Raw genomic sequence first — 25,640 nt, forward strand, 5'->3', positions numbered from 1 at the left:
TCAAGAGGCTCGCGAGCAGACATGACGCGGAGTCGCGTGGGGGAGGGGGCGGAGGCCACGGAGGGATGGACCGGGACCGGTCCGCCGCACAGACCCCTGAGGTGGGCTCGATCCATCGGCCCCGCGTCCCCGGACAGCCGGCGCCCCGCCGGCGGCGGCCCGGGTGACCTCATCGGTCTCCTCCCATCGTCGCGCCGGTGGCTGCCCGTGTCGACCGAGGCCGGTACGCCCCGACGGCCCGGCGGCCCTCCGCCAGGTGGCGGAATGGGGTGATCCGGGCGACATTGTCCGTGTCTTGAAGCCGGGTCCGCCGCGAACGCGCGCGACCCGGAACCTCTCCGAAAGGCGTGACCATGGCGGGTAATGACCTCGGCTCCCTTCTCGGCAGCCTCCTCGGCGGCAGCAACGGCCAGGGCGGCAGCGGCGGCGCGGGCAACATCCTCGGGGCGCTCCTCGGCGCGCTCGGCGGTGGCGGCGGCGGAGCCCAGGGGGCCGGAGGCGGGAGCAACCCGCTCGGCGGGCTGATGGACATGCTGACCAAGTCCGGGCTCGTCGACCAGGCCCAGTCCTGGGTCGGCACCGGCGAGAACCAGGCCGTCAGCGGGGCGGAGATCGCCCGGGCCCTGCCCGACGAGACCCTCCAGAAGGTCGCGGAACAGACGGGCGTCACCCCCGAGAAGGCCGCCGACCAGATCGCGCGGGCGCTGCCGGACGCCGTCGACAAGCTGACCCCCGAGGGATCACTGCCCTCCGGGTCGCTGGAGGACATCATCAGCCGGCAGAAGCTCTAGGTTTCCGGCCGCAGCCGTCCGCGAGGGCCCGGCAACCGTCCCACGGGGCGGCCGCCGGGCCCTCGCGCCGCACAGCCTGGCTACCCTGAGTCAGGCCCGCCGTCACGCGATCACCCAGGAGCACCCCCGTGAGAACCGCCGTAGTCATCGGAACCGGACTGATCGGCACCTCGGCGGCGCTCGCCCTGACCGCCAGGGGCATCACCGTCCACCTCGTCGACCACGACCCGGCGCAGGCCCGTACGGCCGCCGCCCTGGGCGCCGGCACGGACGAGGCCCCGGACAGCAAGGTCGACCTCGCCATCGTGGCCGTGCCCCCGGCCCATGTCGCGACGGCCCTGGCCGACGCGATCGGCCGGGACATGGCCCGGGCCTACGTCGACGTGGCCAGCGTCAAGGGCGGGCCCCGCCGGGAGCTGGCGGCGCTGGGCGCGGACGCGCGGGCGTACATCGGCACGCACCCGATGGCGGGCAAGGAGCGGTCCGGGCCGCTCGCCGCGACGGCGGACCTGTTCGAGGGCCGCCCGTGGGTGCTGACGCCTACCCGGGACACCGACCACGAGGTGCTGAACCTGGCGCTGGAACTGGTCGCGCTCTGCCGGGCCGTCCCCGTGGTGATGGACGCCGACGCGCACGACCGGGCGGTGGCGCTGGTCTCGCACACCCCGCAGCTGGTGTCGAGCATGGTCGCGGCGCGGCTGGAGGACGCCGACGAGACGGCGGTCCGGCTGTGCGGGCAGGGCATCCGGGACGTCACGCGGATCGCGGCGTCGGACCCGCGCATGTGGGTGGAGATCCTCTCCGCGAACCCGGGGCCGGTGGCCGACGTGCTCGCCGGGATCGCCGCCGACCTGGAGGAGACGGTGGAGGCCCTGCGCGGGCTCCAGTCCGCGGACGAGTCGAAGCGGCGGGGCGGGGCGGCCGGGATCGAGGACGTGCTGAAGCGGGGCAACGCGGGCCGGGTCCGGGTCCCCGGCAAGCACGGCGCGGCGCCGATGGCGTACGAGACGGTCGGGGTGTTCATCAGCGACAAGCCGGGAGAGCTGGCGAGGATCTTCGCCGACGCCGGGCGGGCCGGCGTGAACGTCGAGGACGTACGGATCGAGCACGCGACGGGGCAGCAGGCGGGCCTGGTCCAGCTGATGGTCGAGCCGAGGGCCGTACCGGTCCTGGAGGCCGAGCTGCGCGAGCGCGGCTGGGCGCTGCGCCAGCAGTAGCCGCCGAGGCCCCGGCCCCGGCCCCGCGGTCCCCGACCCCGCCCCGACCCCGGCCCGGACCCCGGCCGGGGCGGGGTCCGGGGCAGTGGGGAGGGCCTCGTACCCGGGCGGGACGGGGAGTGGCCCGGGCCCGGTAACCTGGGGAGGGGCGCTATTGGCGCGCCCGGACACGTACGCGCAACCAGGAAGGTGCCCGCACCGTGGAAACCGCAGCTCCGTCCGCCGTGATCGTCGCCATCGACGGTCCCTCCGGCACGGGCAAGTCCAGCACCTCCAAGGCCGTGGCCGCCAAGCTCGGGCTGCGCTACCTGGACACCGGTGCCCAGTACCGGGCCATCACCTGGTGGATGATCACCAACGGCGTCGACACCGACGACCCGCAGGCCATCGCCCTGGCCGCGGGCAAGCCCGCCATCGTGTCCGGCACGGACCCGTCCGCGCCCACCATCACCGTCGACGGACTGGACGCCTCCGGCCCGATCCGCACGCAGGAGGTCACCTCCAAGGTCAGCGCCGTCAGCGCCGTCCCCGAGGTGCGCACCCTGATCACCGAGCTCCAGCGCTCCATCGCCGCCGAGGCGGCCGCGGAGGCGGACGGGATCGTCGTCGAGGGCCGGGACATCGGCACCACCGTCCTGCCCGACGCCGACCTCAAGATCTTCCTGACCGCCTCCGCCGAGGCCCGCGCAGCGCGCCGCAGCGGCGAGCTGCGCGGCAAGGAGGCCTCGGACCTCGCGGCCACCAAGGAAGCCCTGATCAAGCGGGACGCGGCCGACTCCGGCCGGAAGACCTCCCCGCTGGCCAAGGCCGCCGACGCGGTCGAGGTGGACACCACCGAGCTCACGCTGGACCAGGTCATAGAGTGCGTCGTGACGCTCGTGGCGGAGCGGCAGAGCGCGGCCGAGGGCACGGGGAAGCGGGCGGGCCGCAAGTGAGCCAAACGCCCTCCCTCAAGGGTGCGGCGGTCGGCCGGCGGATCGGCATCGGGCTGATGTACGGGCTGTGGAAGCCGCGCGTACTGGGAGCCTGGAAGGTGCCCGCCAACGGCCCCGTGATCCTGGCCGTCAACCACTCCCACAACATAGACGGGCCCATGGTGATGGGGACCGCGCCGAGGCCGCTGCACTTCCTGATCAAGAAGGAAGCGTACGTGGGCCCGCTCGGCCCCTTCCTCGAAGGCATCGGGCAGGTGAAGGTCGACCGCACCGGTGCCGACCGCACCGCCGTCGGCCGCGCCCTCGGCGTACTCGAGAACGGGGGAGCCCTGGGGATCTTCCCCGAGGGCACCCGCGGCGAGGGCGACTTCGCCTCCCTGCGCGCCGGCCTCGCGTACTTCGCGGTCCGCAGCGGCGCACCGATCGTGCCCGTCGCCGTGCTCGGCAGCACGGAGAGCCGCGGCCGCCTCGTCAAGGGGCTGCCCGCGCTCAAGAGCCGGGTCGACGTGGTCTTCGGCTCCGCCTTCGACGCCGGGGACGGCACCGGGCGCCGTACGCGCACCGCGCTGGACGGGGCCACCGTACGCATCCAGGACCGGCTGACCGCCCACCTGGCCGACGCCAAGCGCCTCACCGGGCGCTGAGCGAGACTTGACCTAGTAGTGGAACCGCGCTGCGCGGGTGCCACCGATCACCACGAACGACGAGGAACGGACTTCATGAACGACCAGCACGACCACGGAGCACTTGGCGACGCCGAGTACGCGGAGTTCATGGAGCTCGCCGCGGAGGAAGGCTTCGACATCGAGGACGTCGAAGGCGCGATCGAGGAGGCGGGCCACGGCCCGCTGCCCGTCCTCGCCGTCGTCGGCCGCCCGAACGTCGGCAAGTCGACCCTGGTGAACCGCATCATCGGCCGCCGCGAGGCCGTCGTCGAGGACAAGCCGGGCGTCACCCGCGACCGCGTGACGTACGAGGCCGAATGGGCCGGGCGCCGCTTCAAGGTCGTCGACACCGGCGGCTGGGAGCAGGACGTCCTCGGCATCGACGCCTCCGTCGCCGCCCAGGCCGAGTACGCCATCGAGACCGCCGACGCGGTCGTCTTCGTCGTGGACGCCAAGGTCGGCGCCACCGACACCGACGAGGCCGTCGTCAAGCTGCTGCGCCGGGCCGGCAAGCCCGTCGTGCTCTGCGCCAACAAGGTCGACGGCCTGAGCGGCGAGTCTGACGCGGCCTCCCTCTGGTCGCTGGGCCTCGGCCTGCCGCACCCGGTCTCCTCGCTGCACGGCCGCGGCACCGGCGACATGCTGGACGCGGTCCTCGAAGCCCTGCCGGAAGCCCCCGAGCAGACCTTCGGCGGCGCCGCCCTCGGCGGCCCGCGCCGCATCGCGCTGATCGGCCGCCCGAACGTCGGCAAGTCCTCGCTCCTGAACAAGGTCGCGAAGGAGGACCGGGTCGTCGTCAACGAGCTGGCCGGCACCACCCGCGACCCGGTCGACGAACTCATCGAGCTCGGCGGCATCACCTGGAAGTTCGTCGACACCGCGGGCATCCGCAAGAAGGTCCACCTCCAGCAGGGCGCCGACTACTACGCCTCGCTGCGCACGGCCGCCGCCGTCGAGAAGGCGGAGGTCGCGGTCATCCTGATCGACACCACCGAGACGATCAGCGTCCAGGACCAGCGCATCATCACCATGGCCGTCGAGGCGGGCCGCGCCATCGTGATCGCGTACAACAAGTGGGACGAGCTCGACGAGGAGCGCCGCTACTACCTCGAGCGCGAGATCGAGACCGAGATGCAGCAGGTCGCCTGGGCGCCCCGGGTGAACGTCTCGGCGCTCACCGGCCGCCACATGGAGAAGCTGGTCCCGGCGATCGAGACGGCGCTCGCGGGCTGGGAGACGCGCGTCCCCACCGGCCGGCTGAACGCCTTCCTCGGTGAGGTCGTCGCCGCCCACCCGCACCCGATCCGCGGCGGCAAGCAGCCCCGCATCCTGTTCGGTACCCAGGCGGGAAGCAAGCCGCCGCGGTTCGTCCTCTTCGCCTCCGGCTTCCTGGAGCACGGCTACCGCCGCTTCATCGAGCGCCGCCTGCGCGAGGAGTTCGGCTTCGAGGGAACCCCGATCCACATCTCGGTGCGCGTGCGCGAGAAGCGCGGCGCCCAGTACAAGAAGAAGAAGTAGGGCGCGGGAGTGACGCGGCGCCGGGGTCAGTAGCCCCGGCGCGGAGCGGGCGGCAGGGCCGCCGGGATGTGGTGCATCCCGGTCTGGTGCTGGCGCCCGTTGCCGTATCCGGGGGCCGAGCTGCCCGCGTAGGCGTAGGAGGGCTGCGTCGCGGCCGGTGCGGCCGGGGTGTACGAGGGCTGCCAGCTGTCCGCCGGCTGCCATGAGGAACCGTTCCAGCCGCTTCCGTACGAGCTGCTCCCGGACCCGCCGCCGCTGTACGAGCCGCTGTAGGAGCCCCCGTACGAGAACGCCGTGAAGCCCAGGTCCTCCTCACCCGTGCGATCGCCCGGCAGGGCCCTGAAGGCCCGCAGGTACTCCGAGTAGAGCGTGTCGTAGATCGGGGTGTGCGAGGCGGCCGGAGCGGTGTCCAGTTCCCGGGAGGGGCGCATCGGGGGGACGGTGCTCGGATAGGACGGGGCGCGGGAGACGTCGTATGAATGCACGTAACAGCCAACGAACCCGGAGCCCTGCGGATGCGGGCTGAACGGGCCGGAAACGCAGATCGCCGGGGGTGCGCGGGACGGACCGCGCACCCCCGGCGCACGCCGTCCGACCCCCACGGCAGGGGGCGGACGGCCGTCCTCCGGCGGGGAAGGAGGGAGAGGGGCTACGAGGGGTCAGGCGCCCGGGGTGCCGGCCAGGGGCATCGAGGCGGCGACCAGCTGGCCGTTGGCGGCGGCCTTGTCGAGGGCGTCGCGGAGCAGGTCCTCGCGGGGCTGCTGGCCGATGGAGCCGACCGGGGCGGCGTAGATGAGCACGCGCTGGGTCTTGTTGACGGCGGCCCTCCAGCCGTCGGTCACGGACAGCGCCTGGTGCGCCTGCCACCAGTGGATCGGGCTGCCGCCGGCCGGTCCGGGCTGGAGCACGGCGTGCAGCTGTCCGGCGGCGAGCAGCACCGACCAGCCGTTCAGCGGGGAGGGGAGCTGCTTGGTGTCGGTGACCGGGATGAAGCCCTGCTCGATGAGGAGCGGCAGGAAGTCGTCGCCGGGGCCGGTGGTGCCGGGGCGGGCGATGGGCGCGGTGGGCTCGACGACCAGCGCGGGGTGCAGTTCGTTGTCGATCAGGACCAGACCGCTGGTGATGCCGAGGACGGCCTGACCGCCGGGCGCGGACTGGGGTGCGGAGCCGGGGGCGACCGGGGCGGGGGCGGCCGGGCCGTCACCGGTGATGCTGGCGACGGCGCCCTGGAGCTGGGCCTCGGGGACGGAGACGACCTGGGAGGGGATACAGGTGGCGTGGGCGAAGGCGAGGACCGCCGTCTCCTCGCCGACGAACAGCACCGTGCTGGTGCGGTCGCTCTCCGGGTCGCCGGGGGTGCGGCAGGAGGTGCAGTCGTAACTGCCCGGCGCGTCGTCGCCGACGAGCAGCCTGTCGGCTTCTTCGTCACCGATTTCGGCACGTACCTCATCACTGACGTCGAGCATGCGCGGCACGGGGTGGCTCCTCGGACTAGACGAGCGGGGGCCGGGTGGTCCCCGGCTCGCCGGGCACAACGGGGGAGCGGCGGGTGGGGTCACGCCGTTTGAGGGAACGGAATCGAACCGGCCACCCGGAAGAGTGAACGGTCCGACCGGCGCTTTCTTTTCCTGCCAACTCTTTTCTGGTCGTGCGCAGTTGGTGTCCGGTGCTGCCCGGTTCCTGGAGGGGTGGCGGTCGGCCGTCCGGGTGGGGCGCGCGGCGGGGCCGCGTGGCGGGCCGGGGCGCCGGGGCGGGCTGCGTAGCGTGACCCGATGCCCGCACTCCGGATCCGGTGGGCCACTGCGGTGGCCGTCGCCGCGCTGGTGCTCCTCCTGCCGACCGGTGCCGCCGGGGCTCCGCCCCCGCCGGCCCCAGGCCCCTCCGGGGCGGGGCATCCCGGCTCGCCGGGGGTGGTCGGGCAGGGGCCGGGGGACTGCGGGCCCGGCGGGACGTGGCCCTGGGACTGCGTGGCCGACTGCGAGAGCAGCGGGCGCTGGGCGGTCAACACGGGCAACGGGTTCTACGGGGGGCTGCAGTTCTGGCAGCCGACCTGGGAGGAGCACGGCGGGCTGGTCTTCGCGGCGCGGGCGGACCTGGCCGGCCGGGAGCAGCAGATCCGGGTCGCGGAGGACGTGATCGCCACCCAGGGCTGGGACGCGTGGCCGGTGTGCTCGAAGCGGTACGGGCTGGCGGGGCGGATGCACGTGGTGCGGGCCGGGGACTCGCTTGACTCGATCGCGCGGCGGTACCGGGTGCGGGGCGGGTGGCAGGCGCTGTACGAGGCGAACCGGGCGCTGATCGGCCCGAGGCCGGCGGCACTCGCGGTCGGCGTGCTGCTGGCCTTGCCGGCCCCGAACCCGCAGCTGCAGCCGCAGCCGCAGCCGCAGCCGCAGCCGCAGCCGCAGCCGCCGAGGCCGGCGGGCTGAGCTCGGGCGGGCGGGTGGCGGGCCCGGGCCCGGGCGGGGGCGCGGGCCCGGGTTCTGGGGGTGGGCGGGCTACCGGCAGACTTCTCGGCATGCTGGAGACCTCCGCACGACTGCTGCGCCTGCTGTCCCTCTTGCAGGCCCACCGCGAATGGACCGGCGCCGATCTGGCCCACCGGCTCGGGGTGACCGCACGTACCGTGCGGCGGGACGTGGACCGGCTGCGCGAGCTGGGCTACCCGGTGAACGCCAGCCCCGGCACCGGCGGCGGGTACCAGCTGGGTGCGGGGGCGGAGTTGCCGCCGCTGCTGCTCGACGACGACGAGGCCGTGGCCGTCGCCGTGGGGCTGCGGACGGCCGCCGGGAACGGGGTCGAGGGGATCGGGGAGGCCTCCGTACGGGCCCTCGCCAAGCTGGAGCAGGTGCTGCCGTCCCGGCTGCGCCGACGGGTCTCGGCGCTCAACGAGTTCACGGTGCCGATGCTGAGGGGGCAGCAGCGGTCCACCGTCGACCCGGCCGTGCTGACCGAGCTCGCCACCGTCTGCCGGGACGCCGAACGGCTGCGGTTCGGGTACCGGGACCACGAGGGCAACGTCACCCGCCGCACCGTGGAACCGCACCGGCTGGTGTGCACCGAGCGGCGCTGGTACCTCGTCGCCTGGGACCTGGACCGGGAGGACTGGCGCACCTTCCGGGCCGACCGGATCGAGCCCAGACCCCCGCACGGCCCGCGGTTCACCCCGCGCCCGCCTCCCGCCGAGGACCTGGCCGCCTACGTGGCCCAGGGCGTGTCGCAGCGCGTGTACGCGGCCCGGGCGACGGTGCGGCTCAAGGTCTCCGCCGAGGAGGCCGCCGGGATCGTCGGGCCGAGCGACGGGACCCTGGAGCCGGTCGACGCGCAGAGCTGTCTGCTGCGCACGGGGGCGGTGAACCTGGACGTCCTGGTGGTTCACGTCCTGCTGCTCGGGTGTGAGTTCGAAGTCGTCGAGCCGGTGGAGCTGGCCGAGCGGTTCCGGGGCCTTCGGGACCTTCTCGACCGTTCGGTGAAGGAGTTGTAAGGAAGCTGAGGGGCGCTCAGCTTCGCGTCCCGACGGGACCCCGGGCAATCGAGCGGCGGGAATTCCGGGGCTCCGGGGCGGAATTCGAAAGAGAAGTCGGGTGCGGGCGCGCGGGGGACCGCAAAAGAATGGGCGGCTCATCTTCCCGGCTCCTTCGCCGGCTCCTTCGGGAGAAGGGAGCCGACTAAAGAACTGTCGACAATCCGTGACACAAGCGTGACCCGGTACGGAGGAACGTCCGGGCGTAACGCTGACGGACCGGGCATACGAACGACAACGGCGGGCCGGTTCGGTGAACCGGCCCGCCGTGGCGGTGCGATGCTGCGGGGTGCGGTCGTGCGTACCGTCCCGCGGAGCGGTGGGCGGCTCAGCCGCCCGCGACCGGACGGGCCGTGGCGCTCCGGGCGGCGGCCCGCTCGGGGGGCGCCGGACGGCGGCTGCCGACCGGGGTGACCGGGGTCCGCTCGGACCGGATGACGTGCGGGCGGGCGGTCAGGTGCGCGGCGGGGCGGGGCGCCGGGGCGTGCCCGGTAGGGGCGGTGGCCGCGGCCTCGGCCGGAGCTTCGGCCTTGCGCTGGAGCTGCCACTTCCCGCCCGCCGAGAGCAGCGGGGTGAGTGCGGCGGCGACCGGCTCGGACACCCGGCCCTCTTCGAGGCGGCGGCGCAGCAGCTCGCGCAGCTCGAAGACGTAGGCCTCGGCCCGGGCGATCAGCGGCTCGAACCAGGGCAGCGCCAGCAGCACCAGCAGGCCGGCCGACCAGCCGAGGAGGACGTCGCTCACCCAGTGCGTGCCGAGGTACACGGTGGTGGCGCCGACGCTCAGCGAGACGATCGCGGACACCATGGACAGCACCCGCCGGGTGACCACGGTGGAGGCCAGGTAGGCCAGGATCCCCCAGGTCACGACGGCGTTGGCGGTGTGGCCGGAAGGGAATATATCGCCGCCCGCGAAGAGCTCGGCGGAGCCGATCTCGGTCGCGTAGTGCGGGCCGAGCCGGCCGAGGCCGAGCTTCACGGCGCCGACGGTGATGTTCAGCAGGAGTAGCGCCACGCCGAGGGTGATCAGTGGGCGCAGGGTGTGCTGCCGCCAGGAGCGCCAGCCGAGCCAGGCCGCGACCATCACCGCGGTGGGCCCGCGCTGGCCGAGTACGACGAGGTAGTCGAGGAAGGCGTGCAGCTGCGGCCACTGCTCGTAGGGCCGGAAGAACATGATCTGCCAGTCCAGCCGGACGAGCCAGGACGTGGTCAACACGGCGACCACGATCGCGAGATAGAACGCGAGCGTGGAACCGAGGAGCACGATGCGATGCCGGCTCATCCGCGGAGTTTGCAGATGAGCCGGTCGCTCTGGTTCCCGGTCGAGGCGGGCGAAGACCCGCTCGAGACGGGTCAGCATTTGGTCGGTACGCACTCAATCGACGTTACCGCGCGTCGAAGCTCGGCCCGGTCGAATCGCGGGCTTTGTGATGACCATGTGATGTGGAGTTGGTCTCACGCGGGGCTTAATTCCCGTTATTTCCGCGCCGGTTGAAACGCTTGCCGGGCAATTATCAACACACTTACTCGGCGTTTATTGCCGCAGGTCAATTCCTTTGCTCAAACATGGATTGGAATGATCCGTTCCGTGATCGCCGGACTCCGGCCGCGGGGAAGGGCGCTGCTCACGGAGGCCCCGAGCCGTTCAGCCAGAACGCCCCGTACACCGCCGACACCAGGGCGGCCGCGCCCAGCACCGCGGCCGCCCGCCCCGTCCGCCACCGGGCCAGCGCCACCGCCACCGGCAGCATCAGCGGGAAGGCGGGCAGCAGCAGCCGGGGCTTGGAGCCGAAGTACCCGGAGGCGCACAGCGCCAGCGCCACCACGATCCCGCAGTACACGAGCAGGGCCGCGGGCTGCCGCTGGCGGACGCACAGCCGGTACAGCCACAGCACCAGCAGCACCCCGGCGATCAGCCCGATCCCGGCGGGGAAAGAAGGGGAGGCGAGCCGCGCCCCGATGAACCGGGCGAAGGCCCAGCCCCCGTCGAAGCCGTTGCCCCAGCCAGCCTGTACGTCGAGGTAGCCGAGCAGCCCGTCGCCCGTACGCGCCCCGACCCACAGGACGTACGCCGCCGCGCCCAGCGGGGCCAGCAGCACGCCCGCCGCCATCCGCCAGGACCGCTCGCCGCGCCGCCAGGCCGGTACGGCCGCCACCCACACCGCCGCGACCACCGCCGCGCCGACCGGGCGGGTCAGCCCCGCCCCGGCGGCGAGCAGCCCCGCCGTCAGCCACCGGCCGCGCAGTACCCCGTACAGGGCCCAGGCGGCGAGCGCGGTGAACAGCGACTCGCTGTACGCCATGGACTGCACGACGGCGACGGGCAGCGCCGCCCAGGCGGCCACCGCCAGCACCCCGGCACGGCGGCCGTACAGGGAGTCGGCGACCGCGAAGATCCCCCAGGCCGCGGCGAGCCCGGCGACCGCCGAGACCACCAGGCCCGCGGAGCCGTACGAGAGCCCGGTGGGCGCCGCCACCAGGCGCTCCAGCCACGGCAGCAGGGGGAAGAAGGCCAGGTTGGAGTGGACGGCGCCGTTCGGCAGGACCACCTCGTAGCCATAGCCCTCGGCGGCGATCCGGGCGTACCAGAGCGAATCCCAGCGGGCGGACAGCAGGGTGTGCGGGCTGCTGCCGGCGGCCGCCCCCCACACCGCGAGCACGGTCAGCCCGAGCAGCCTGACCGCCGCGAAAACGGCCAGGGCGGGCGCGGCCCGACGGAACGCAAGATCTTTCACGGGCATGATTATCGACGCCGCGGACACCCGGCGCCGGACCGCGGCCACCACCCCGAGGACCAGAACCACGGGCCGTGACGGCGCGTGTACGTGGGGGGAGGGGCGGGGTGGAGGGAGTGGCGCACACCACAAGGCGGCCGCCGCCGGGATGAGAGCTTGACCACGTGTCGGACAGGCGAACTCGCGTACGCTGACCCTTCACTCGCGTGTCGATGCCGGACCCCGTAGGACGCCGCACACCGCACCACCCCGTGGCTCCACAAGACGCTGGTCCGCCGAGTGCGAGGGATCACCTGGGAGGTACATGCATGTCGGGGACGAACCTGACCGGCGACGGGAACCCTTCCCCCTGGCGGCGACTGAATGCCGCCTCCGGCGGGGCCAACCGCTGGGTCGTCCTCGCCGTCCTCTGTGTCAGCCTCGTGCTCGTGGCGCTCGACGCGACGATCCTGCACGTCGCCGTCCCCGCCGTCACCGCCGACCTGCGCCCCGGCTCGGTCGAGCTCCTCTGGATCGTCGACGCCTACCCGCTCGTCTGCGCCGCGCTGCTGATCCTCTTCGGCACCCTCGGCGACCGGGTCGGCCGGCGCCGGATCCTGCTCATCGGCTACGGGCTCTTCGGCATCGCCTCCGCGATCGCCGCCCTCGCCGACAACGCCCAGGTCCTCATCGCGGCCCGCGCCCTGCTCGGCCTCGGCGGCGCGATGATCATGCCGGCCACCCTGTCGATCCTGCGCCAGGTCTTCCCGGACCGGCGCGAGCGCGCCCTGGCCATCGGCATCTGGACCGCCGTCGCCGCCATCGGCGCGGCCAGCGGCCCCGTCCTCGGCGGATTCCTCGTCGAGCACTTCTGGTGGGGCTCCGTATTCCTGATCAACATCCCGCTGATGGCGCTGATCCTGCCGCTCGGCCGCTGGCTGCTGCCCGAGTCCAAGGGCTCCTCCGACGGACCGTGGGACGTGCTCGGCGCGCTGATGGCCGCCGGTGGCGTGCTCGGCGCGGTGCTCGGCGTCAAGCGGCTCGGCGCCGAGCGCCAGCTCACCGACCCCGAGGCGCTGGTGCCGCTGCTCCTCGGCGTGGCGCTGCTGATCCTCTTCGTGCGGCGGCAGAAGCGGCGGACGCACCCGCTGATCGACATGCGGCTGTTCTCCCGCGCCGCCTTCACCACCTCCGTCGGCTGCATCGTGCTCGCCATGCTGGCCCTGGTCGGCCTGGAGCTGATCGCCGTCCAGTACCTCCAGCTGGTGCTGCACCTGGGCCCGCTGGAGACCGGCCTGCGGCTGCTGCCGCTCACCTTCGCCGCCATGGCCGCCGGCGCCACCGGCTCGTACACCCTCCAGCGGGTCGGACCGCGCACCATGGTCTCGCTGGGCTTCCTGCTCACCGCCTGCGCCGTACTGCTGCTGACGCTGATGGGCCAGCAGGACCGGCCCGTGCTGCTCACCGTCGGCTTCGTCCTGCTCGGCTTCGGGCTCCAGACCACGCTGTTCGCCGCGTACGAGTCGATGCTGAGCGAGGCCCCGGCGGCCGGCGCCGGCGGGGCGGCCTCCATAGGCGAGACCTCGTACCAGCTCGGCGCCGGCATGGGCATCGCCCTGCTGGGCAGCGTGATGAACGCGGCCTACGCGCCGGGGCTCCAGGAGGTGCCGGGGGTGACGGCCCGCGACTCGGCGCACGCGGCGAACTCGCTGGGGGAGGCGTACCAGATCGCCGCCCACCTGGGCGGCCCGGCGGGCGAGTCGCTGTACGCGGCGGCCCGGCACGCGTTCGTGCACGGACTGCACGTGACGCTGCTGGTCAGCGCGGGTCTGCTGTTCGCCGGGGCGGCGATGGCGCTGAAGCTGCCGCGGGTGATGGACTGCGCGGATCCGGCCGAAGCCGATCCCGTACGGCTCCCCGCGCAGGCATCGAGCCCGGGCGAGGCATGCCCCCGGATCCCCGGCCCGGCCAAGGCCGAGCGTGACCCGGCGGCCCGCGCCGGCTGACCGGTCCGCCGCAGCGCGCGCCCGGCAGGCGACAAGTGGGGCTGGACCGGCGGCGGGGGCGGGGACAAACTTGCACCGCTAGGTTTCCGCTCCTCAGGCCGCCGGGAGGCCACGTGTCCTTCGTACCCACCGATCCGCTCGGGATCGACGAGCTGCTCAGCCCCGAGGACCTGGCCGTCCGCGACACCGTCCGGGCCTGGGCCGCCGACCGGGTGCTGCCCCACATCGCCGAGTGGTACGAGAACGGCGAGCTCCCCGGCATCCGGGAACTCGCCCGCGAGCTCGGGGCGATCGGCGCACTCGGCATGTCGCTGACCGGGTACGGATGCGCGGGCGCGTCCGCCGTCCAGTACGGGCTGGCCTGCCTGGAGCTGGAGGCCGCGGATTCCGGGATCCGCTCGCTGGTCTCCGTACAGGGCTCCCTCGCCATGTACGCGATCTGGAAGTACGGCTCCGAGGAGCAGAAGCAGCGCTGGCTGCCGGGCATGGCGGCCGGTGAGCTCATCGGCTGCTTCGGCCTGACCGAGCCCGATGTCGGTTCCGACCCCGCCGCGATGCGTACGTACGCCAAGCGCGACGGCACGGACTGGGTGCTGAACGGCCGCAAGATGTGGATCACCAACGGGTCGGTCGCCGCGGTCGCGGTGGTGTGGGCGCAGACCGACGACGGGATCCGCGGCTTCGCCGTCCCCACCGACAGCGCCGGGTTCTCCGCGCCCGAGATCAAGCACAAGTGGTCGCTGCGCGCCTCGGTGACCAGCGAGCTGGTGATGGACGACGTACGGCTGCCCGCGGACGCGGTGCTGCCGGGCGTCACCGGGCTCAAGGGGCCGCTGGGCTGTCTCAGCCACGCGCGGTACGGGATCATCTGGGGTTCGATGGGCGCGGCGCGCGCCAGTTTCGAATCGGCCCTCGACTACGCGAGGACGCGGGAGCAGTTCGGCCGGCCGATCGGCGGCTTCCAGCTCACCCAGGCCAAGCTCGCGGACATGGCACTGGAACTCCACAAGGGCATCCTGCTCGCCCACCACCTGGGCCGTCGCATGGACGCGGGAACCCTCCGGCCGGAGCAGATCAGCTTCGGCAAACTCAACAACGTCCGCGAGGCCATCGACATCTGCCGCACCGCGCGGACAATCCTCGGCGCCAACGGGATCTCCCTGGAGTACCCCGTCATGCGGCACGCCACCAACCTCGAGTCGGTCCTCACCTACGAGGGCACCGTGGAGATGCACCAGCTGGTGCTGGGCAAGGCACTCACCGGGCTCGACGCCTTCCGGTGAGGGCCCTGCTCAGCTCTGGTTGAAGAAGTCGCGCGAGCGCCCGCCGGGCTCGCCGTTGACGATCTGGGTGTCGGCCGGGGTCAGCAGGAAGACCCTGGTCGCCACCCGCTCGATCGAGCCGCGCAGCCCGAAGGTCAGCCCGGCCGCGAAGTCGACGACGCGCTTCGCGTCGCCCGGGTCCATCGACGACAGGTTCACGATGACGGGGACGCCCTCGCGGAAGAGTTCGCCGATGCCGCGGGCGTCACGGAAGCCGTCCGGGGTCACGGTCGCGATCCGCCGGCCCTGCTCGACCGCGGACTCCGAGGCCACCTTGACCCGGGGGTCGGTGACCCACTGGTCGCCGGGGCCCGAGACGGAGCCGCCCTGCTGGCGCTCCACCGCCTCCGCGTAGTCGTCGTCGTAGTACCGCTCGTCGTCGCTGTCTTCCACGAGACCCAACCAGGCACTCGCCTTGCGCACCGAACCCATGGACGCCTCCTTTCACCGCGGTCAGTTGTCTTCTCTCCGCTGCCCCTATGGTCGTCCATGATGCTGACAACGCGCCAAGTGGATAGTCGGCGCGCAGGGCTTTCGTGACGGTACTGGTGCAGAACATCCGTTGCACGGTCAAGGATCCAGACGGCTACCGCTGCTGACTGAGTGAAAATACGACCGGCGCTTCCGTCCGGGTGAGCAGCGGGGGCGTACGGGTGAACGACCGGGCTCGATACGATGCCCGTCAAGCAGGCGCACCACACGGGGGAGCAGATTGTTCGGCATCGTCAGACCTTGCACGCACCGGCTGGGAGAGCGGTTCAAGGCCGAGTGGATGGCCCATCTCTGCGGCCTGTGCCTGGCACTTCGCGGTGACCACGGACAATTCGCCCGGATCGTTACCAACTATGACGGGCTGCTGGTCTCCGTTCTGACGGAGGCTCAGTCGGGTCCCGCGCCGGGCGCCCGGCGCACCGCCGGCCCCTGCCCGCTGCGCGGGATGCGCACCGCCGCCGTGGCCAACGGCGAGGGCGCCCGGCTCGCCGCCGCCGTCTCCCTCGTCCTGGCCTCCGCGAAGGTACGGGACCACGTGGCCGACCGGGACGGGCTGTTGGCCCGGGCCCCGATCGCCGCCGCCGCGCGCAAGGTGGCCCGGGGATGGGACCGGGCCGGCGCCCGCACCGGGGCCTCCCTCGGCTTCGACACGGCGGTGCTCGTGGACGCCGTGGACCGGCAGGGCGGCATCGAGACGCTGGCCGGGATCGGCACGCCCGTGCTGGTGGTGACCGAGCCGACGGAGACGGCGACCGCGGCCGCCTTCGCGCATACCGCGATCCTGGCGGGACGGCCAGGCAACACCGCCGCGCTCGCCGAGGCCGGCCGGTACTTCGGCCGGCTCGCGCACCTGCTGGACGCGGTGGAGGATCAGGACGCCGACGCCGCCTCGGGCGCCTGGAACCCCCTCACCGCCACCGGGACCTCCCTCACCGAGGCCCGGAGGCTGTGCGACGACGCCCTCCAGGGCATCCGGCTCGCGCTGCGCGAGGTGGAGTTCGCGGACGCGGGCCTCGCCCACCGGCTGCTGGTGCACGAGCTGCGCACCTCGGTGGACCGGGCCTTCGGGACCTCCGCCTGCGGGCACGGGAGCGGCCATGTCGCCACGAACTCCGGCGGGGGCTTCGGCGCGGCGCCGCAGGGCTACCAGGCCCCGGGCGCGGCCGGACCGTACGGCAGCGGCGGACCGTACGGCAGCGGCAATCCGTACGCCCCCGGCACCCCGTACGCCCCCGGCGGGCCCGGGATGCCACCGCCGATGGGACCGGGCGGTCCGGGCGGCGGAGGCGGAGGCGGTGGCGGCGGGCTGCCCCCGCAGAAGCCGCGCCGCGGACTGCTCGCGGGCTGCGCGGTGGCCGTCGGGCTTTTCTGCACCTGCCAGCTCTGCTGCACCGAGCACGAGGGTCCGTGGTCCCGGAAGAAGCGGGACGCGTGGTGCGACGACTGCGACTGCGGCAACTGTGACTGCGGCGGCTGCGACTGTGGCTGCGGAGACTGCTGCTGCTGTCCCTGCGACGGCTGCTGACCGCCCGTCACGTACGACGCGGCCCCGGACGGCGTACCGCGAGGTTCCCGTCCGGTTTGGCGTGGAAGGGTTGAGCGGCATGAAGGATGACGACGCTGACGACCCCAAGACCGCCTGGCGGCACTGGCACGAGCATCGGCTGGCCGCCGTGGCCGCGCCCTACGGGCCACTCGCGCTGACCGGTACGCACTGGCTCGCCGACTACCCGGAAGGTCGAATTCCGGCCGTTCCGGGGCAGTGGCGCGCCACCGGCGCCGCAGTCGCGCTGCGCGCCGCTCCCGAGGACGGCATGCGCCTCGACGGCGAGCCCTTCGCCGGTGACGCCCTGCTCGCCGCCGACGAGGCGCCGCCCTCCCGCTCCCGGATCGCCGCCGGGGACGTACGGATCGTCGTGATCCGGCGGGAGGGGGAGTGGGCGGTACGCGTCTTCGACCCCGCCTCCGCGGCGCGGCGCGCCTTCACCGGCATCGAGGCCGGCCCCTACGACCCGGACTTCGTCCTCCCGGGGCGCTTCTCCCCGTACGGGGAGGACCGGACGGTCCAGGTGGAGAACGCCGACGGGCGGGCCCGCGGGCTCGGCCTCGGCGGGGAGCTGAGTTTCGCCTACCGGGGAGCGGAGCAGACCCTCCAGGTGGCCGTGGACGAGGAGGACGGCAGCCTCTGGGCCGTCTTCGGCGATGCCACCGGCGGCACGTCCAGCTACCGGTTCCGTTTCCTCAAGCCGGGCGCCCCCGCCGAGGACGGCTCGATCACCGTGGACCTGAACAGGGCCCTGCTGCCGCCGTGCGCCTTCGCGGACCACTTCATCTGTCCGTTCCCGCCCCCGGGGAACACCCTCCCGTTCGAGGTACCGGTGGGTGAGCGGAGGCTGAAAGCAGCCCTTGCCGCCGGAATCTGACGCCAGGACACTCCCGTCAGCGTCTCTCACGGGGCTTGTCAGGGGCACGGCGAACGGGCATGCGCCCGCCGTGCTCCCGGCCGCCCCGCTCCAGGGTTCCGGCACCCCCACCTCAGCCGGGCCCCCGATCCCCTCCGGGAGGACGAGTCAGTGAGGATCCAGAGCATGACCCGCATCAAGCTGCTCGCGGCGGCCACCGGCCTGGCCGCCGTGGCCGCGTTCGCCGCGCCCGCCACCGCCACCGCCGACACCGGCTTCGGCGCGGCCCGCCTCGCCTCGGCCGGGGCCTCGGTCCTGCGCGCCGACGTGGCCGGCACCGCCTGGCACACCGACCCGGCCAGCGGCACCCTCGTGGTGACCGCCGACTCCACGGTCACGGCAGCGGACATCGCGAGAATCCGCCGCGAGGCCGGCGCCGACGCCGCGGCCCTGCGCATCGAGCGCACCCCCGGCAAGCTGACCAAACTGCTCTCGGGCGGCGACGCCATCTACGCCAGCAGCTGGCGCTGCTCGCTCGGCTTCAACGTCCGCAGCGGCAGCAACTACTACGTCCTCACCGCCGGGCACTGCACCGACGGCGCGGGCACCTGGTGGACCAACTCCTCCCACACCACCGTCATCGGAACCACGACCGGCTCCAGCTTCCCGACCAACGACTACGGCCTGATCAAGTACGCCAGCAACTCGCCCGTGCCGCCCGGCACCGTCGGCAGCCAGGACATCACCAGCGCCGTCAACGCCACCAACGGCATGTCCGTCACCCGGCGCGGCTCCACCACCGGCATCCACGGCGGCACCGTGACCGGCCTCAACGCCACCGTCAACTACGGGAACGGCGACGTCGTCTACGGCATGATCCGAACCAACGTCTGCGCCGAGCCCGGCGACAGCGGCGGCCCGCTCTACTCCGGCAGCCGCGCCGTCGGCCTCACCTCCGGAGGCAGCGGCAACTGCTCCTCGGGCGGAACGACCTTCTTCCAGCCCGTCGTCGAGGCCCTGGGCGCCTACGGCGTCAGCGTGTACTGACCCACGCGCCCCCGTCGCACCCCTGGACGTCCTCCCGCCTTCTGGGAGGATGTCCAGGGCGTCCGTGTCCGCGGGGGGAGACAGGTTTCCGCATGAAACGTATCGGCGTGACCGGACACCGGTCGATTCCCATCGAGGTCCTCGACCACGTGACGGACGGCCTGCGGAACGTGCTGGACGGCCACGAGGGGCCGTTGGAGGCCTTCTCCAGCCTCGCCGAAGGAGCGGACCAGCTGTTCGCCGACATCGCCCTGGAATGCGGCGCCGACCTCACGGTGGTGATCCCCAGCGGGGACTACGAGGACGCCTTCGAGGACGCCGAGTCCCTGGCCCGCTACCGGCGGCTCAAACGCCGGGCCACCCAGGAGGTCCGGATGGACTTCGCCCGCTCCACGGACGAGGCCTACTACGCGGCCGGCACCTTCATCGCCGACTCCTGCGACCGGCTCGTCGCGGTCTGGGACGGCCTGCCGGCCCGCGGGCACGGCGGCACCGCCGAGATCGTCGCCTACGCGCGGGCGCTCGGCAAACCCGTCGTCGTCATCTGGCGCGAGGGCGTGACCCGGGACTGAGCCACACCCCCACCCGGCCCCTCGTCAACTGCTGTGCCGGGCCAGCCAGTCGGTGTGCTGCGGAGACACGTACCGCTCCGTCTCGTAGACCGCGGACGGCCACTGGGACTCGGTGATCGTCGTCTGCATCACCACCATCATCGCCGACAGGTCCTGCTCGATCAGGGTGTGCGCCTCGATCAGCGGATGGTGCCTGCGCACCTCGTTCCAGGCGATCCCGGCCGCCGCGGCCGCGCTCAGCAGCCCGGTCAGCTTCGACCCCGGACCCGAACCGAACGCCCCCAGCAGGGCGAACAGCAGGGCCAGGCAGGTCAGCAGCACGATCGTCCACGACCACAGCGCCGTCGCCCGCCGGGACACCTCCGTCTTGCGCTGGTACCAGTTGCGCTGCTCGATCAGCCGGTCCCGGACGTACGTCTCCCTGCGGACGTGGTAGCCGAGACCGCGCAGCCGGTGCATCGCCCCCGTGATCTCCCCGCCCTCCGGCACCAGGCCCGAGGTCCGCGGATCCTCCCAGCCCATCTTGCGGAGCTCGTCCAGCCCCTTCTCCAGCCGCTCCCGGTACGCGGCCTCCGGGCCGCCGTCGGTGGAGCCGAAGGGCGCCCCGTGCACGGCGTACCGCCAGGCCAGGGACTTGATGAACTCCGCCGCACTGCGGTTGAGCTGCCACTGCGGACGGGCCCGGCGCCGGGTCGCCCGGACGCCCACCGCCAGCACCCCGGCGTACGCCAGCGCGCTCAGCGCCCCGAACAGGTGCAGCGAGCCCAGGGCGGGCCCCGAAGGCAGGGCGGCGGCTGCCGCGGCCGCGACGAGCAGCATCAGCTGGGCGCGCGTGGCCTGGGTGGACTCCCGCTGCCGGGAGATCGCCGCCTGGTCGGTGTGGTGGAAGAGGGCCGGCAGGTCCTCGTTTCGAAAGGTCATGCTGTCGGTCACAGCGAACCCCCCAGTCTGCTGCTCGGTCGGGGGCGGCCCCGGTCCGGGGCCGCCCCCGTCGGATCACACGGCGAGCGGCTCCAGGTCGCGGTGGACCCGCCGTTCGTCGCGGGCGTAGCGGGTCAGGCCGTGGTCCTCGCCGAGCAGCCGCGTCAGCTCGGCCACCGCCTCCGCCCGTACCCGGGCCGCCTCCTCCTTGCGGCCCATCATGTCCAGGCTCACCGCCATGTTGGAGGCGCTCGCCAGGGTCTCCGGATGGTGCACCCCGAGGGCCTCGCGCAGCCGCATCACCGCCAGCCGCTCAAGTTCCAGCGCGCCCTCCGGATCACCCAGGTCCGCCCGGGTGTTGGCCAGGTTCAGGTTGGCGAAGATGGTGTGCGGGTGATTGTCGCCCAGCACCTCGCGCATGTGCCGGATCGTCTGCCGCAGCATCGGCTCCGCGGTCTCCGCCGCGCCCGTGCCCCAGTGGAACACCGCGAGGTTGTTGACCGCGGCCAGCGTGTACGGGTGCCGCTCGCCCGGCACCTTCATGAACTCGTCCACCACCTCCTGGGCCAGGTCCCTCGCCGCGCCCGGATCACCGGTCGCGAACAGGTCGGAGGCCAGGTTCAGTTCACAGGCCAGCAGGTCGGGGTTGACCGAGGTGTACTTGGCCCGGTAGCGGTTGCGGGTCGCGGTCGTCAGCCGCAGCGCGTCCTCCAGCTCCCCCGCCCTGCGCAGCGAGACCGCCAGGTTCTTCGCGGCCGACAGGGTGCCCGGGAAGGCCCGGCCCAGCGTCCGCTTGTAGATCTCGTACGTCCGGGCCAGCAGCTGCACCGAATCGTCGTAGCGCCCCACCTCGCGCAGGTCGCGGGCCAGGTTCTGGGCCGAGGACAGGGTGTACGGGTGGTCCGTGCCCAGCACCTCGGTGCGCCGGTCGAAGACCTCCTGGTCGATCTCCCGCGCCCGGGCGTACTGGCCGACCATGCGCAGGTTCAGCGCCAGGTTGTTCGCCGCTGCCAGGGTGCGGGGGTGCGCCTCGTGGAATATCTGGCTGAATCCCTCGTGGGCGGCCGTCGCCAGCTCCATCGCCTCCGCGTACCGGCCCAGCGCGCCCAGGTCCATCGCCAGTCCGCTGGTGGTCATGTACGTGTGCGGGTGCGAGGGGCCCAGCACCGTCCGCTGCCGTTCCAGCGTGACCTCGCCCAGCTCCTTCGCCTCCACGAACCGGCCCTGCGAGCGCAGGATGTTCGACAGGTGGAAGCGCAGGTACAGGTACTGCAGGTCGTCGTTGCCGAGGGTGTCCTTCCAGATCTCCCGCAGCTCCTCGCCCAGCTGGTACGCGGCCTTGAAGTCACCGCGCTTCCACAGGTAGCGGACCCGGTCGATCAGGAGCCGGCGGGTCTCCGGCTCCTTGCAGTTACGGGCCTCGGAGGGGGTCAGGTGCGGCCAGATGGTGTTGAACCGCGGCCAGGTCTCCGGGTTGTCTATCGGCTCGTCGTCGTCCGGGCGGGCCCCGGCGAGGATCCGGTGCACGGCGTGCCGGGCCTCGCGCTGCTCCTCCTCCGACAGCTGCGCGCGGATCACGGCCTGGACCAGCCGGTGCACCTGGATGCTGTTGCCGACCTGGTCGACCTTGGCCATCGCGAAGCGGCCGATCTCCCGGATCACCCGGCCCAGCATCAGCTTCTCCTGGAGCGAGGAGTCGTACGGCTTGAGCGCGTTGATCATCTCCTTGCTGTAGAGGAGGTTCGCCGAGATCGGCTCCGGCGCGAAGAAGGCGCACAGCTGGAGCAGCCGCACCGCCGCGGGCGAGCGGGACTGGAGCCGCTCGATGGACACGTTCCAGGTGGCGGCCACCGGCTCCGGATAGCCGGGGGGCTGGTTCAGCCCCAGCACCCGGGCGGCCTGCTCGGCCAGCTGCTCCAGGTACGCGGACACCGGCGTCGCCGTCTCCGCGATCCAGGCCCCGGCCTGCTCGACGGCCAGGGGCAGGTCGCCCACCGCCACGGCCACCTGCTCGGCGTCGTCCTTGGTCAGCCCGGGGGCCCGCCGCTGGAGGTGCTCGATGGACTCCTCGCGCAGGAACACGTCCACCGGGAGCGCGTCCCCGTACTGCGACCAGGACTGGTTGCGCGAGGTCACCAGGACGTGCCCCGGGCCGCCCGGCGGGAAGAACCGCTTGAGCGTCTCGGGATCGTCGGCGTTGTCGAAGACCAGCAGCCAGCGCGAGGTCGGCACCCCGCGCCGCAGCAGGTCGATCGCCTCCTGGGAGGCCGCCGACATGTCCTCGCCGGTCTGGGCGCCGAGCCGTACCGCCAGCTCCGCGAGGGCCGCGACCACGTCGTCGGTCTGCTCCGAGGAGATCCACCAGACCAGGTCGTAGTCGGCCATGAACCGGTGCACGTACTCCAGCGCCACCTGCGTCTTGCCCACCCCACCGAGCCCGTACAGGGTCTGCGGCTGCGGCAGCACCACGGCCATGCCGCCGCCGAGCTGGTCGCGCATCCGCTCCAGCACGATGCTGCGGCCGGTGAAGCCGGGGTTGCGCGGCGGCGCGTTCCAGATCTTCGGGACCGTCCCCGGGAACCGGGGGCCGGGCTGGGTGGCGCTGTTGACCGAGTCCGGCAGGGCCATCGGCCGCTCCACCGCGCGCAGCAGGGCGGTGGTGGCGTGCACCTCGTCGAGCCGGAACAGGTCCACCGGGTTGCGGTCGATGTAGGGGGTGGCGAGGCGTACGTCGCCCACGCGCAGCGGCACCAGCTGGCGCCTGCCCCCGGTCGGGTCCTCGGCGGCGGCCCGGTTCCAGACGTCGACGGCCCGGGCGGACTTGAGGTAGGCGCTGGAGAGCAGCACCACGGTCCGGGCGGCGTTGTCGATGCTGATGCCGGACCCGCCGATGGTGTCCCCGGCGCCCGATGCGCCCGGGGCGCTCTCCGCGGAGACGTCCTTGGGCACCACCCGGAAGCCGGCCCGGGTGAGGACCGACTCGATCCAGTCGGCCCACATCCGGTTCTCGGCGACGTACGAGAGGAACAGGTCGGCGGGCAGGGCCGGACGGCGCCGGGTGAAGGCGTCCCGGATCCGCATCCGGACGTCCTCCGCGATGGCCGGCATGGAGCTGATCTCGCCCTCGGTGACCACGGCGGTCAGCCGCTCGAAGGCGGAGAGCAGGGAGTTGGTGAGACCGGCCTCGTCGCCGAAGGTGGCCAGCGTCTCCTCGTAGGCGTAGTAGGGCCGGTACGGGATCTCCACCGCGCCCCAGTAGGAGGTGAGTTCGTCCCCGACGAGGCCGTTGGGGAAGCGGTCGAACCTGATCCGGGCCAGCGCCCGGCCGGCGTCGGCCTTCTCCTTCTCGCCCTCGTCGATGCGCATCGGGACCGGGTAGATCTTGATGCCGCGGTCGTTGAACCGCTCGTCGATCTGCCGGGCCACGGAGGCGGCGCCGTCGATGGACTGGTCGGAGAGGGTGAAGCAGTCGACCAGGACGTCCGGCAGGTGCACCGTGCAGATGTCCGCGATGTCGGACAGGCCGGTCCGGCTGTCGATCAGCACGTAGTCGTAGTTCTTCTTCATGTCGGCCCGTAAGGCGTCGAAGAAGAGGCCGCCGCCGAGCCGGTCGTAGAAGTTGTCCCAGTCGAAGGTGGAGACGGTCGCGGAGTACTCGCGGTTCTGCCGGCCCGCCGAGACGAAGTCGAGGGTGCCGCCGTCCGGGAACTCCCAGCCCAGGGTCTCCGGTGTGAGCGAGACGGCGTGCGGCTGGATCCGCGCGTAGTCCTTGTGCCAGTCGTCGGCGCGCTGCACGGGACTGGTGGCCGCCCAGGCGTACTCGCTGATGAGGTCGATCACCCCGGTGGTGGCCCCGAGGGTGGAGGGGTCCAGGAAGGGGTGGAAGAAGCGGTGCAGGCCCGGGGCCTCCAGGTCCCAGTCCACGGCGAGGACGCGCTTGCCGTTGGCCGCGAGGATCCAGGCGGTGTTGGCGAGCGCCATGGTGCGGCCGGTGCCGCCCTTGTACGAATAGAAGGTGACGATGTGTCCGTCACGGCTGTCACGACTCGCTGTCATCCGCGTCCCCCCGGGTCTGTGTCGTTGTCGTCGGTGGCGCTCCGGCCGCGGGGCCCGTCGTCGCTGTCGCGGCCGTCGTCGCGGCTGTCTCCTTCGCGGCGTTCGCTGTCGGGCGGGAAGGGTGCGCGCGGCGGCAGTGGTGCGGGCGGCCCGTTCATCCCCATCGGCCCCAGCAGCCGGGGCCGTTCGGTGTGGGTGCCGCCCGCCGGCGGGTACACCTGCGCATGTCTGAGGAACTGCTGGGCGGCGGCCTCCACCACCTGGGGCAGGATCTGCCCGAGCGTCTCCATGTTGGCCACGCCGTTCGCGGCGGCCCGGCAGGCGGCCCGGCCCTGGCTCATCTTGACGGGCATGGTGTCCTCCAGCCGGTGCGCCAGCTCGTTCTCCTTGGCCCGGCTCTGGTGGTCGTACCGGTTCCAGGGCACGACCACGTTGATCCACGGCCGGGACTCCTGGTCGAAGGCGGCGAGGCGCTGGCGGCGCTGCTCGTCCTCCACCGCCCAGCGGTCGACGATCAGGATCTCCGGCCGGGTCGGCGGCTGTTTGCTGTCGAAGTGCCCGGCCTCGTCGTCGAAGGAGCCGAGGCTGGTCTGGTAGTTGAGATTGCGGACCAGGTCCTCGGCCACCAGGGCGATGGGCCGCTGGGAGGCCGGATGGTACGGATTCCAGTCCAGCGCGCTGTCGCCGTAGTACTCGGGGCTGCGGCCCTCCGGCAGATCGTGCCGGGAGGCGGCCGCCACCGTCACGTGCAGGGAGCGGGCCGGGCTGCCGGTACTGCCGAAGGCGCTGGGCACCACCCGGTAGTCCACCGGCCGGATCGGGTCGAGGCGGACGGTCTCCGCGACCCGCACGATGCGCTTGGCGAGCTCGTACACGGCCCGCTCGTACTGCTCGGCGTACCCGCGGAGCTTGATCAGGCCGTACAGCCCGTCCGTGACGTAGCGCTCGCCGAAGGTGTTGTGGTTGAACTGCAACCGTTCCGCGGGACCGGGAAGCTGGGAGGGCGGGACCGGCACCCACAGGGCCGGCACGATGGCCTCGGCGGGCTGGTTGCTCACCGCTCCCTGCTGGATGGCGCGCTGCGCGAAGGCGAACCACTCCTTCCCGCACATCTCGCTGGCGAAGTACCGCGGCGAGAACAGCGGGACGAAGACCCGGCAGGTGGCGAGTGCCGCCCCGAGCCGTTCCGACCAGCCCTCGCCGCTGCGTATCTCCCGGTCCATGAAGCCCGCCTCGGATCCGGCGGGCAGATCAGTCAGCGCCATGACGTGGTTGCAGAGATCACGGAAGAGGCGCTCGACCCACATGTCCGGGTCGGGCCCCCCGGCCCCGAATCTCGGTGTATGCGCATAACTGAGAAAAAAGTACGGCTGCACTGATGCGGGCACACGACCCCCGTCCCGAAGATGCGAGCGAAGAAACATCATTCCGGAGCTGCTTCGCCACATCCCCTCATCGTTCAGTC

The 25,640-nt window shown here is 72.7% G+C and carries 20 protein-coding genes and 1 pseudogene; 13 read left to right on the forward strand and 8 right to left on the reverse strand.

Translation table 11 applies throughout. The features are described 5' to 3' along the window. Positions 1-353 precede the first annotated feature (353 nt). The 5 genes from ACZ4TG_RS30915 (at position 354) to der (ending at position 5,126) form a co-directional block, all read left to right on the forward strand. Positions 354-791 carry a YidB family protein gene (locus ACZ4TG_RS30915; RefSeq protein ID WP_468169003.1) on the forward strand — a complete coding sequence of 146 codons (438 nt, stop codon included), beginning with the start codon at positions 354-356 and terminating at the stop codon, positions 789-791. 128 nt (positions 792-919) lie between these two features. Then, positions 920-2,008 carry a prephenate dehydrogenase gene (locus ACZ4TG_RS30920; RefSeq protein WP_468169006.1) on the forward strand — a complete coding sequence of 363 codons (1,089 nt, stop codon included), beginning with the start codon at positions 920-922 and terminating at the stop codon, positions 2,006-2,008. A 200-nt stretch (positions 2,009-2,208) separates the two neighbouring features. Further along, the gene (gene cmk, locus ACZ4TG_RS30925; RefSeq protein ID WP_468169009.1) at positions 2,209-2,943 is read left to right on the forward strand and encodes a (d)CMP kinase; all 735 of its coding nucleotides are present in this window, start codon (positions 2,209-2,211) and stop codon (positions 2,941-2,943) included. A 56-nt stretch (positions 2,944-2,999) separates the two neighbouring features. Further along, on the forward strand, positions 3,000-3,587 hold the full coding sequence (locus ACZ4TG_RS30930; protein WP_468169425.1) for a lysophospholipid acyltransferase family protein: 588 nt from the start codon (positions 3,000-3,002) through the stop codon (positions 3,585-3,587). Positions 3,588-3,662: 75 nt separating this feature from the next. Continuing rightward, the gene (gene der / locus ACZ4TG_RS30935) at positions 3,663-5,126 is read left to right on the forward strand and encodes a ribosome biogenesis GTPase Der (RefSeq protein WP_468169012.1); all 1,464 of its coding nucleotides are present in this window, start codon (positions 3,663-3,665) and stop codon (positions 5,124-5,126) included. 26 nt (positions 5,127-5,152) lie between these two features. On the opposite strand, the gene ACZ4TG_RS30940 is transcribed toward der, so the two are convergent. Further along, on the reverse strand, positions 5,153-5,557 hold the full coding sequence (locus tag ACZ4TG_RS30940) for a hypothetical protein (protein WP_468169015.1): 405 nt from the start codon (positions 5,555-5,557) through the stop codon (positions 5,153-5,155). 228 nt (positions 5,558-5,785) lie between these two features. Next, complete coding sequence (locus tag ACZ4TG_RS30945) at positions 5,786-6,592, reverse strand: hypothetical protein (protein ID WP_468169427.1); 807 nt, start codon at positions 6,590-6,592, stop codon at positions 5,786-5,788. Positions 6,593-6,898: 306 nt separating this feature from the next. Between ACZ4TG_RS30945 and ACZ4TG_RS30950 the strand changes: the two genes are divergently transcribed. Continuing rightward, positions 6,899-7,552, forward strand: coding sequence for a LysM peptidoglycan-binding domain-containing protein (locus ACZ4TG_RS30950; RefSeq protein ID WP_468169018.1), 654 nt, complete (start codon positions 6,899-6,901; stop codon positions 7,550-7,552). A gap of 89 nt (positions 7,553-7,641) precedes the next feature. Then, a pseudogene (locus ACZ4TG_RS30955) lies at positions 7,642-8,595 on the forward strand (helix-turn-helix transcriptional regulator); the annotation flags it as partial. Between the two features lie 379 nt (positions 8,596-8,974). Here ACZ4TG_RS30955 and ACZ4TG_RS30960 read toward each other — a convergent pair. Continuing rightward, positions 8,975-10,018: a phosphatase PAP2 family protein gene (locus ACZ4TG_RS30960; protein WP_468169021.1), complete on the reverse strand. Its 1,044-nt coding sequence runs from the start codon at positions 10,016-10,018 to the stop codon at positions 8,975-8,977. 250 nt (positions 10,019-10,268) lie between these two features. Further along, positions 10,269-11,384 carry a glycosyltransferase family 39 protein gene (locus ACZ4TG_RS30965; RefSeq protein WP_468169024.1) on the reverse strand — a complete coding sequence of 372 codons (1,116 nt, stop codon included), beginning with the start codon at positions 11,382-11,384 and terminating at the stop codon, positions 10,269-10,271. 302 nt (positions 11,385-11,686) lie between these two features. Between ACZ4TG_RS30965 and ACZ4TG_RS30970 the strand changes: the two genes are divergently transcribed. Both ACZ4TG_RS30970 and ACZ4TG_RS30975 read left to right on the forward strand, forming a co-directional pair. Further along, a complete protein-coding gene (locus ACZ4TG_RS30970; RefSeq protein WP_468169027.1) occupies positions 11,687-13,363 on the forward strand; it encodes an MFS transporter in 1,677 nt (558 codons plus the stop codon). Between the two features lie 113 nt (positions 13,364-13,476). Next, positions 13,477-14,646 carry an acyl-CoA dehydrogenase family protein gene (locus ACZ4TG_RS30975; RefSeq protein WP_468169030.1) on the forward strand — a complete coding sequence of 390 codons (1,170 nt, stop codon included), beginning with the start codon at positions 13,477-13,479 and terminating at the stop codon, positions 14,644-14,646. 9 nt (positions 14,647-14,655) lie between these two features. On the opposite strand, the gene ACZ4TG_RS30980 is transcribed toward ACZ4TG_RS30975, so the two are convergent. Continuing rightward, positions 14,656-15,117, reverse strand: coding sequence for a cell division protein SepF (locus tag ACZ4TG_RS30980; protein ID WP_468169033.1), 462 nt, complete (start codon positions 15,115-15,117; stop codon positions 14,656-14,658). A 280-nt stretch (positions 15,118-15,397) separates the two neighbouring features. Here ACZ4TG_RS30980 and ACZ4TG_RS30985 point away from each other — a divergent pair, with 280 nt between their 5' ends. The 4 genes from ACZ4TG_RS30985 to ACZ4TG_RS31000 all read left to right on the forward strand — a co-directional run bounded on the left by ACZ4TG_RS30985 (position 15,398) and on the right by ACZ4TG_RS31000 (position 19,198). Then, positions 15,398-16,702, forward strand: a complete 1,305-nt coding sequence (locus ACZ4TG_RS30985; RefSeq protein ID WP_468169036.1) for a DUF5685 family protein — start codon at positions 15,398-15,400, stop codon at positions 16,700-16,702. 79 nt (positions 16,703-16,781) lie between these two features. Beyond that, entirely contained in the window at positions 16,782-17,600 is an 819-nt protein-coding gene (locus ACZ4TG_RS30990; RefSeq protein WP_468169039.1) for a DUF1684 domain-containing protein, read from the forward strand. Positions 17,601-17,765: 165 nt separating this feature from the next. After that, positions 17,766-18,626, forward strand: a complete 861-nt coding sequence (locus ACZ4TG_RS30995; RefSeq protein WP_468169042.1) for a S1 family peptidase — start codon at positions 17,766-17,768, stop codon at positions 18,624-18,626. A 92-nt stretch (positions 18,627-18,718) separates the two neighbouring features. After that, positions 18,719-19,198, forward strand: coding sequence for a hypothetical protein (locus tag ACZ4TG_RS31000; protein ID WP_468169045.1), 480 nt, complete (start codon positions 18,719-18,721; stop codon positions 19,196-19,198). A gap of 24 nt (positions 19,199-19,222) precedes the next feature. Here the strand turns inward: ACZ4TG_RS31000 and ACZ4TG_RS31005 are convergent, their stop codons facing one another. From ACZ4TG_RS31005 to ACZ4TG_RS31015, 3 genes are all read right to left on the reverse strand, one after another. Next, complete coding sequence (locus ACZ4TG_RS31005) at positions 19,223-20,119, reverse strand: DUF4231 domain-containing protein (RefSeq protein WP_468169048.1); 897 nt, start codon at positions 20,117-20,119, stop codon at positions 19,223-19,225. Positions 20,120-20,194: 75 nt separating this feature from the next. Further along, positions 20,195-24,175, reverse strand: a complete 3,981-nt coding sequence (gene fxsT, locus ACZ4TG_RS31010) for an FxSxx-COOH system tetratricopeptide repeat protein (protein ID WP_468169051.1) — start codon at positions 24,173-24,175, stop codon at positions 20,195-20,197. Beyond that, a complete protein-coding gene (locus ACZ4TG_RS31015) occupies positions 24,172-25,599 on the reverse strand; it encodes a TIR-like protein FxsC (protein WP_468169430.1) in 1,428 nt (475 codons plus the stop codon). Before ACZ4TG_RS31015 ends, fxsT begins: the two co-directional genes overlap by 4 nt. Positions 25,600-25,640 lie beyond the last annotated feature (41 nt).

This window comes from Streptomyces sp. NPDC028314 (assembly GCF_055565795.1).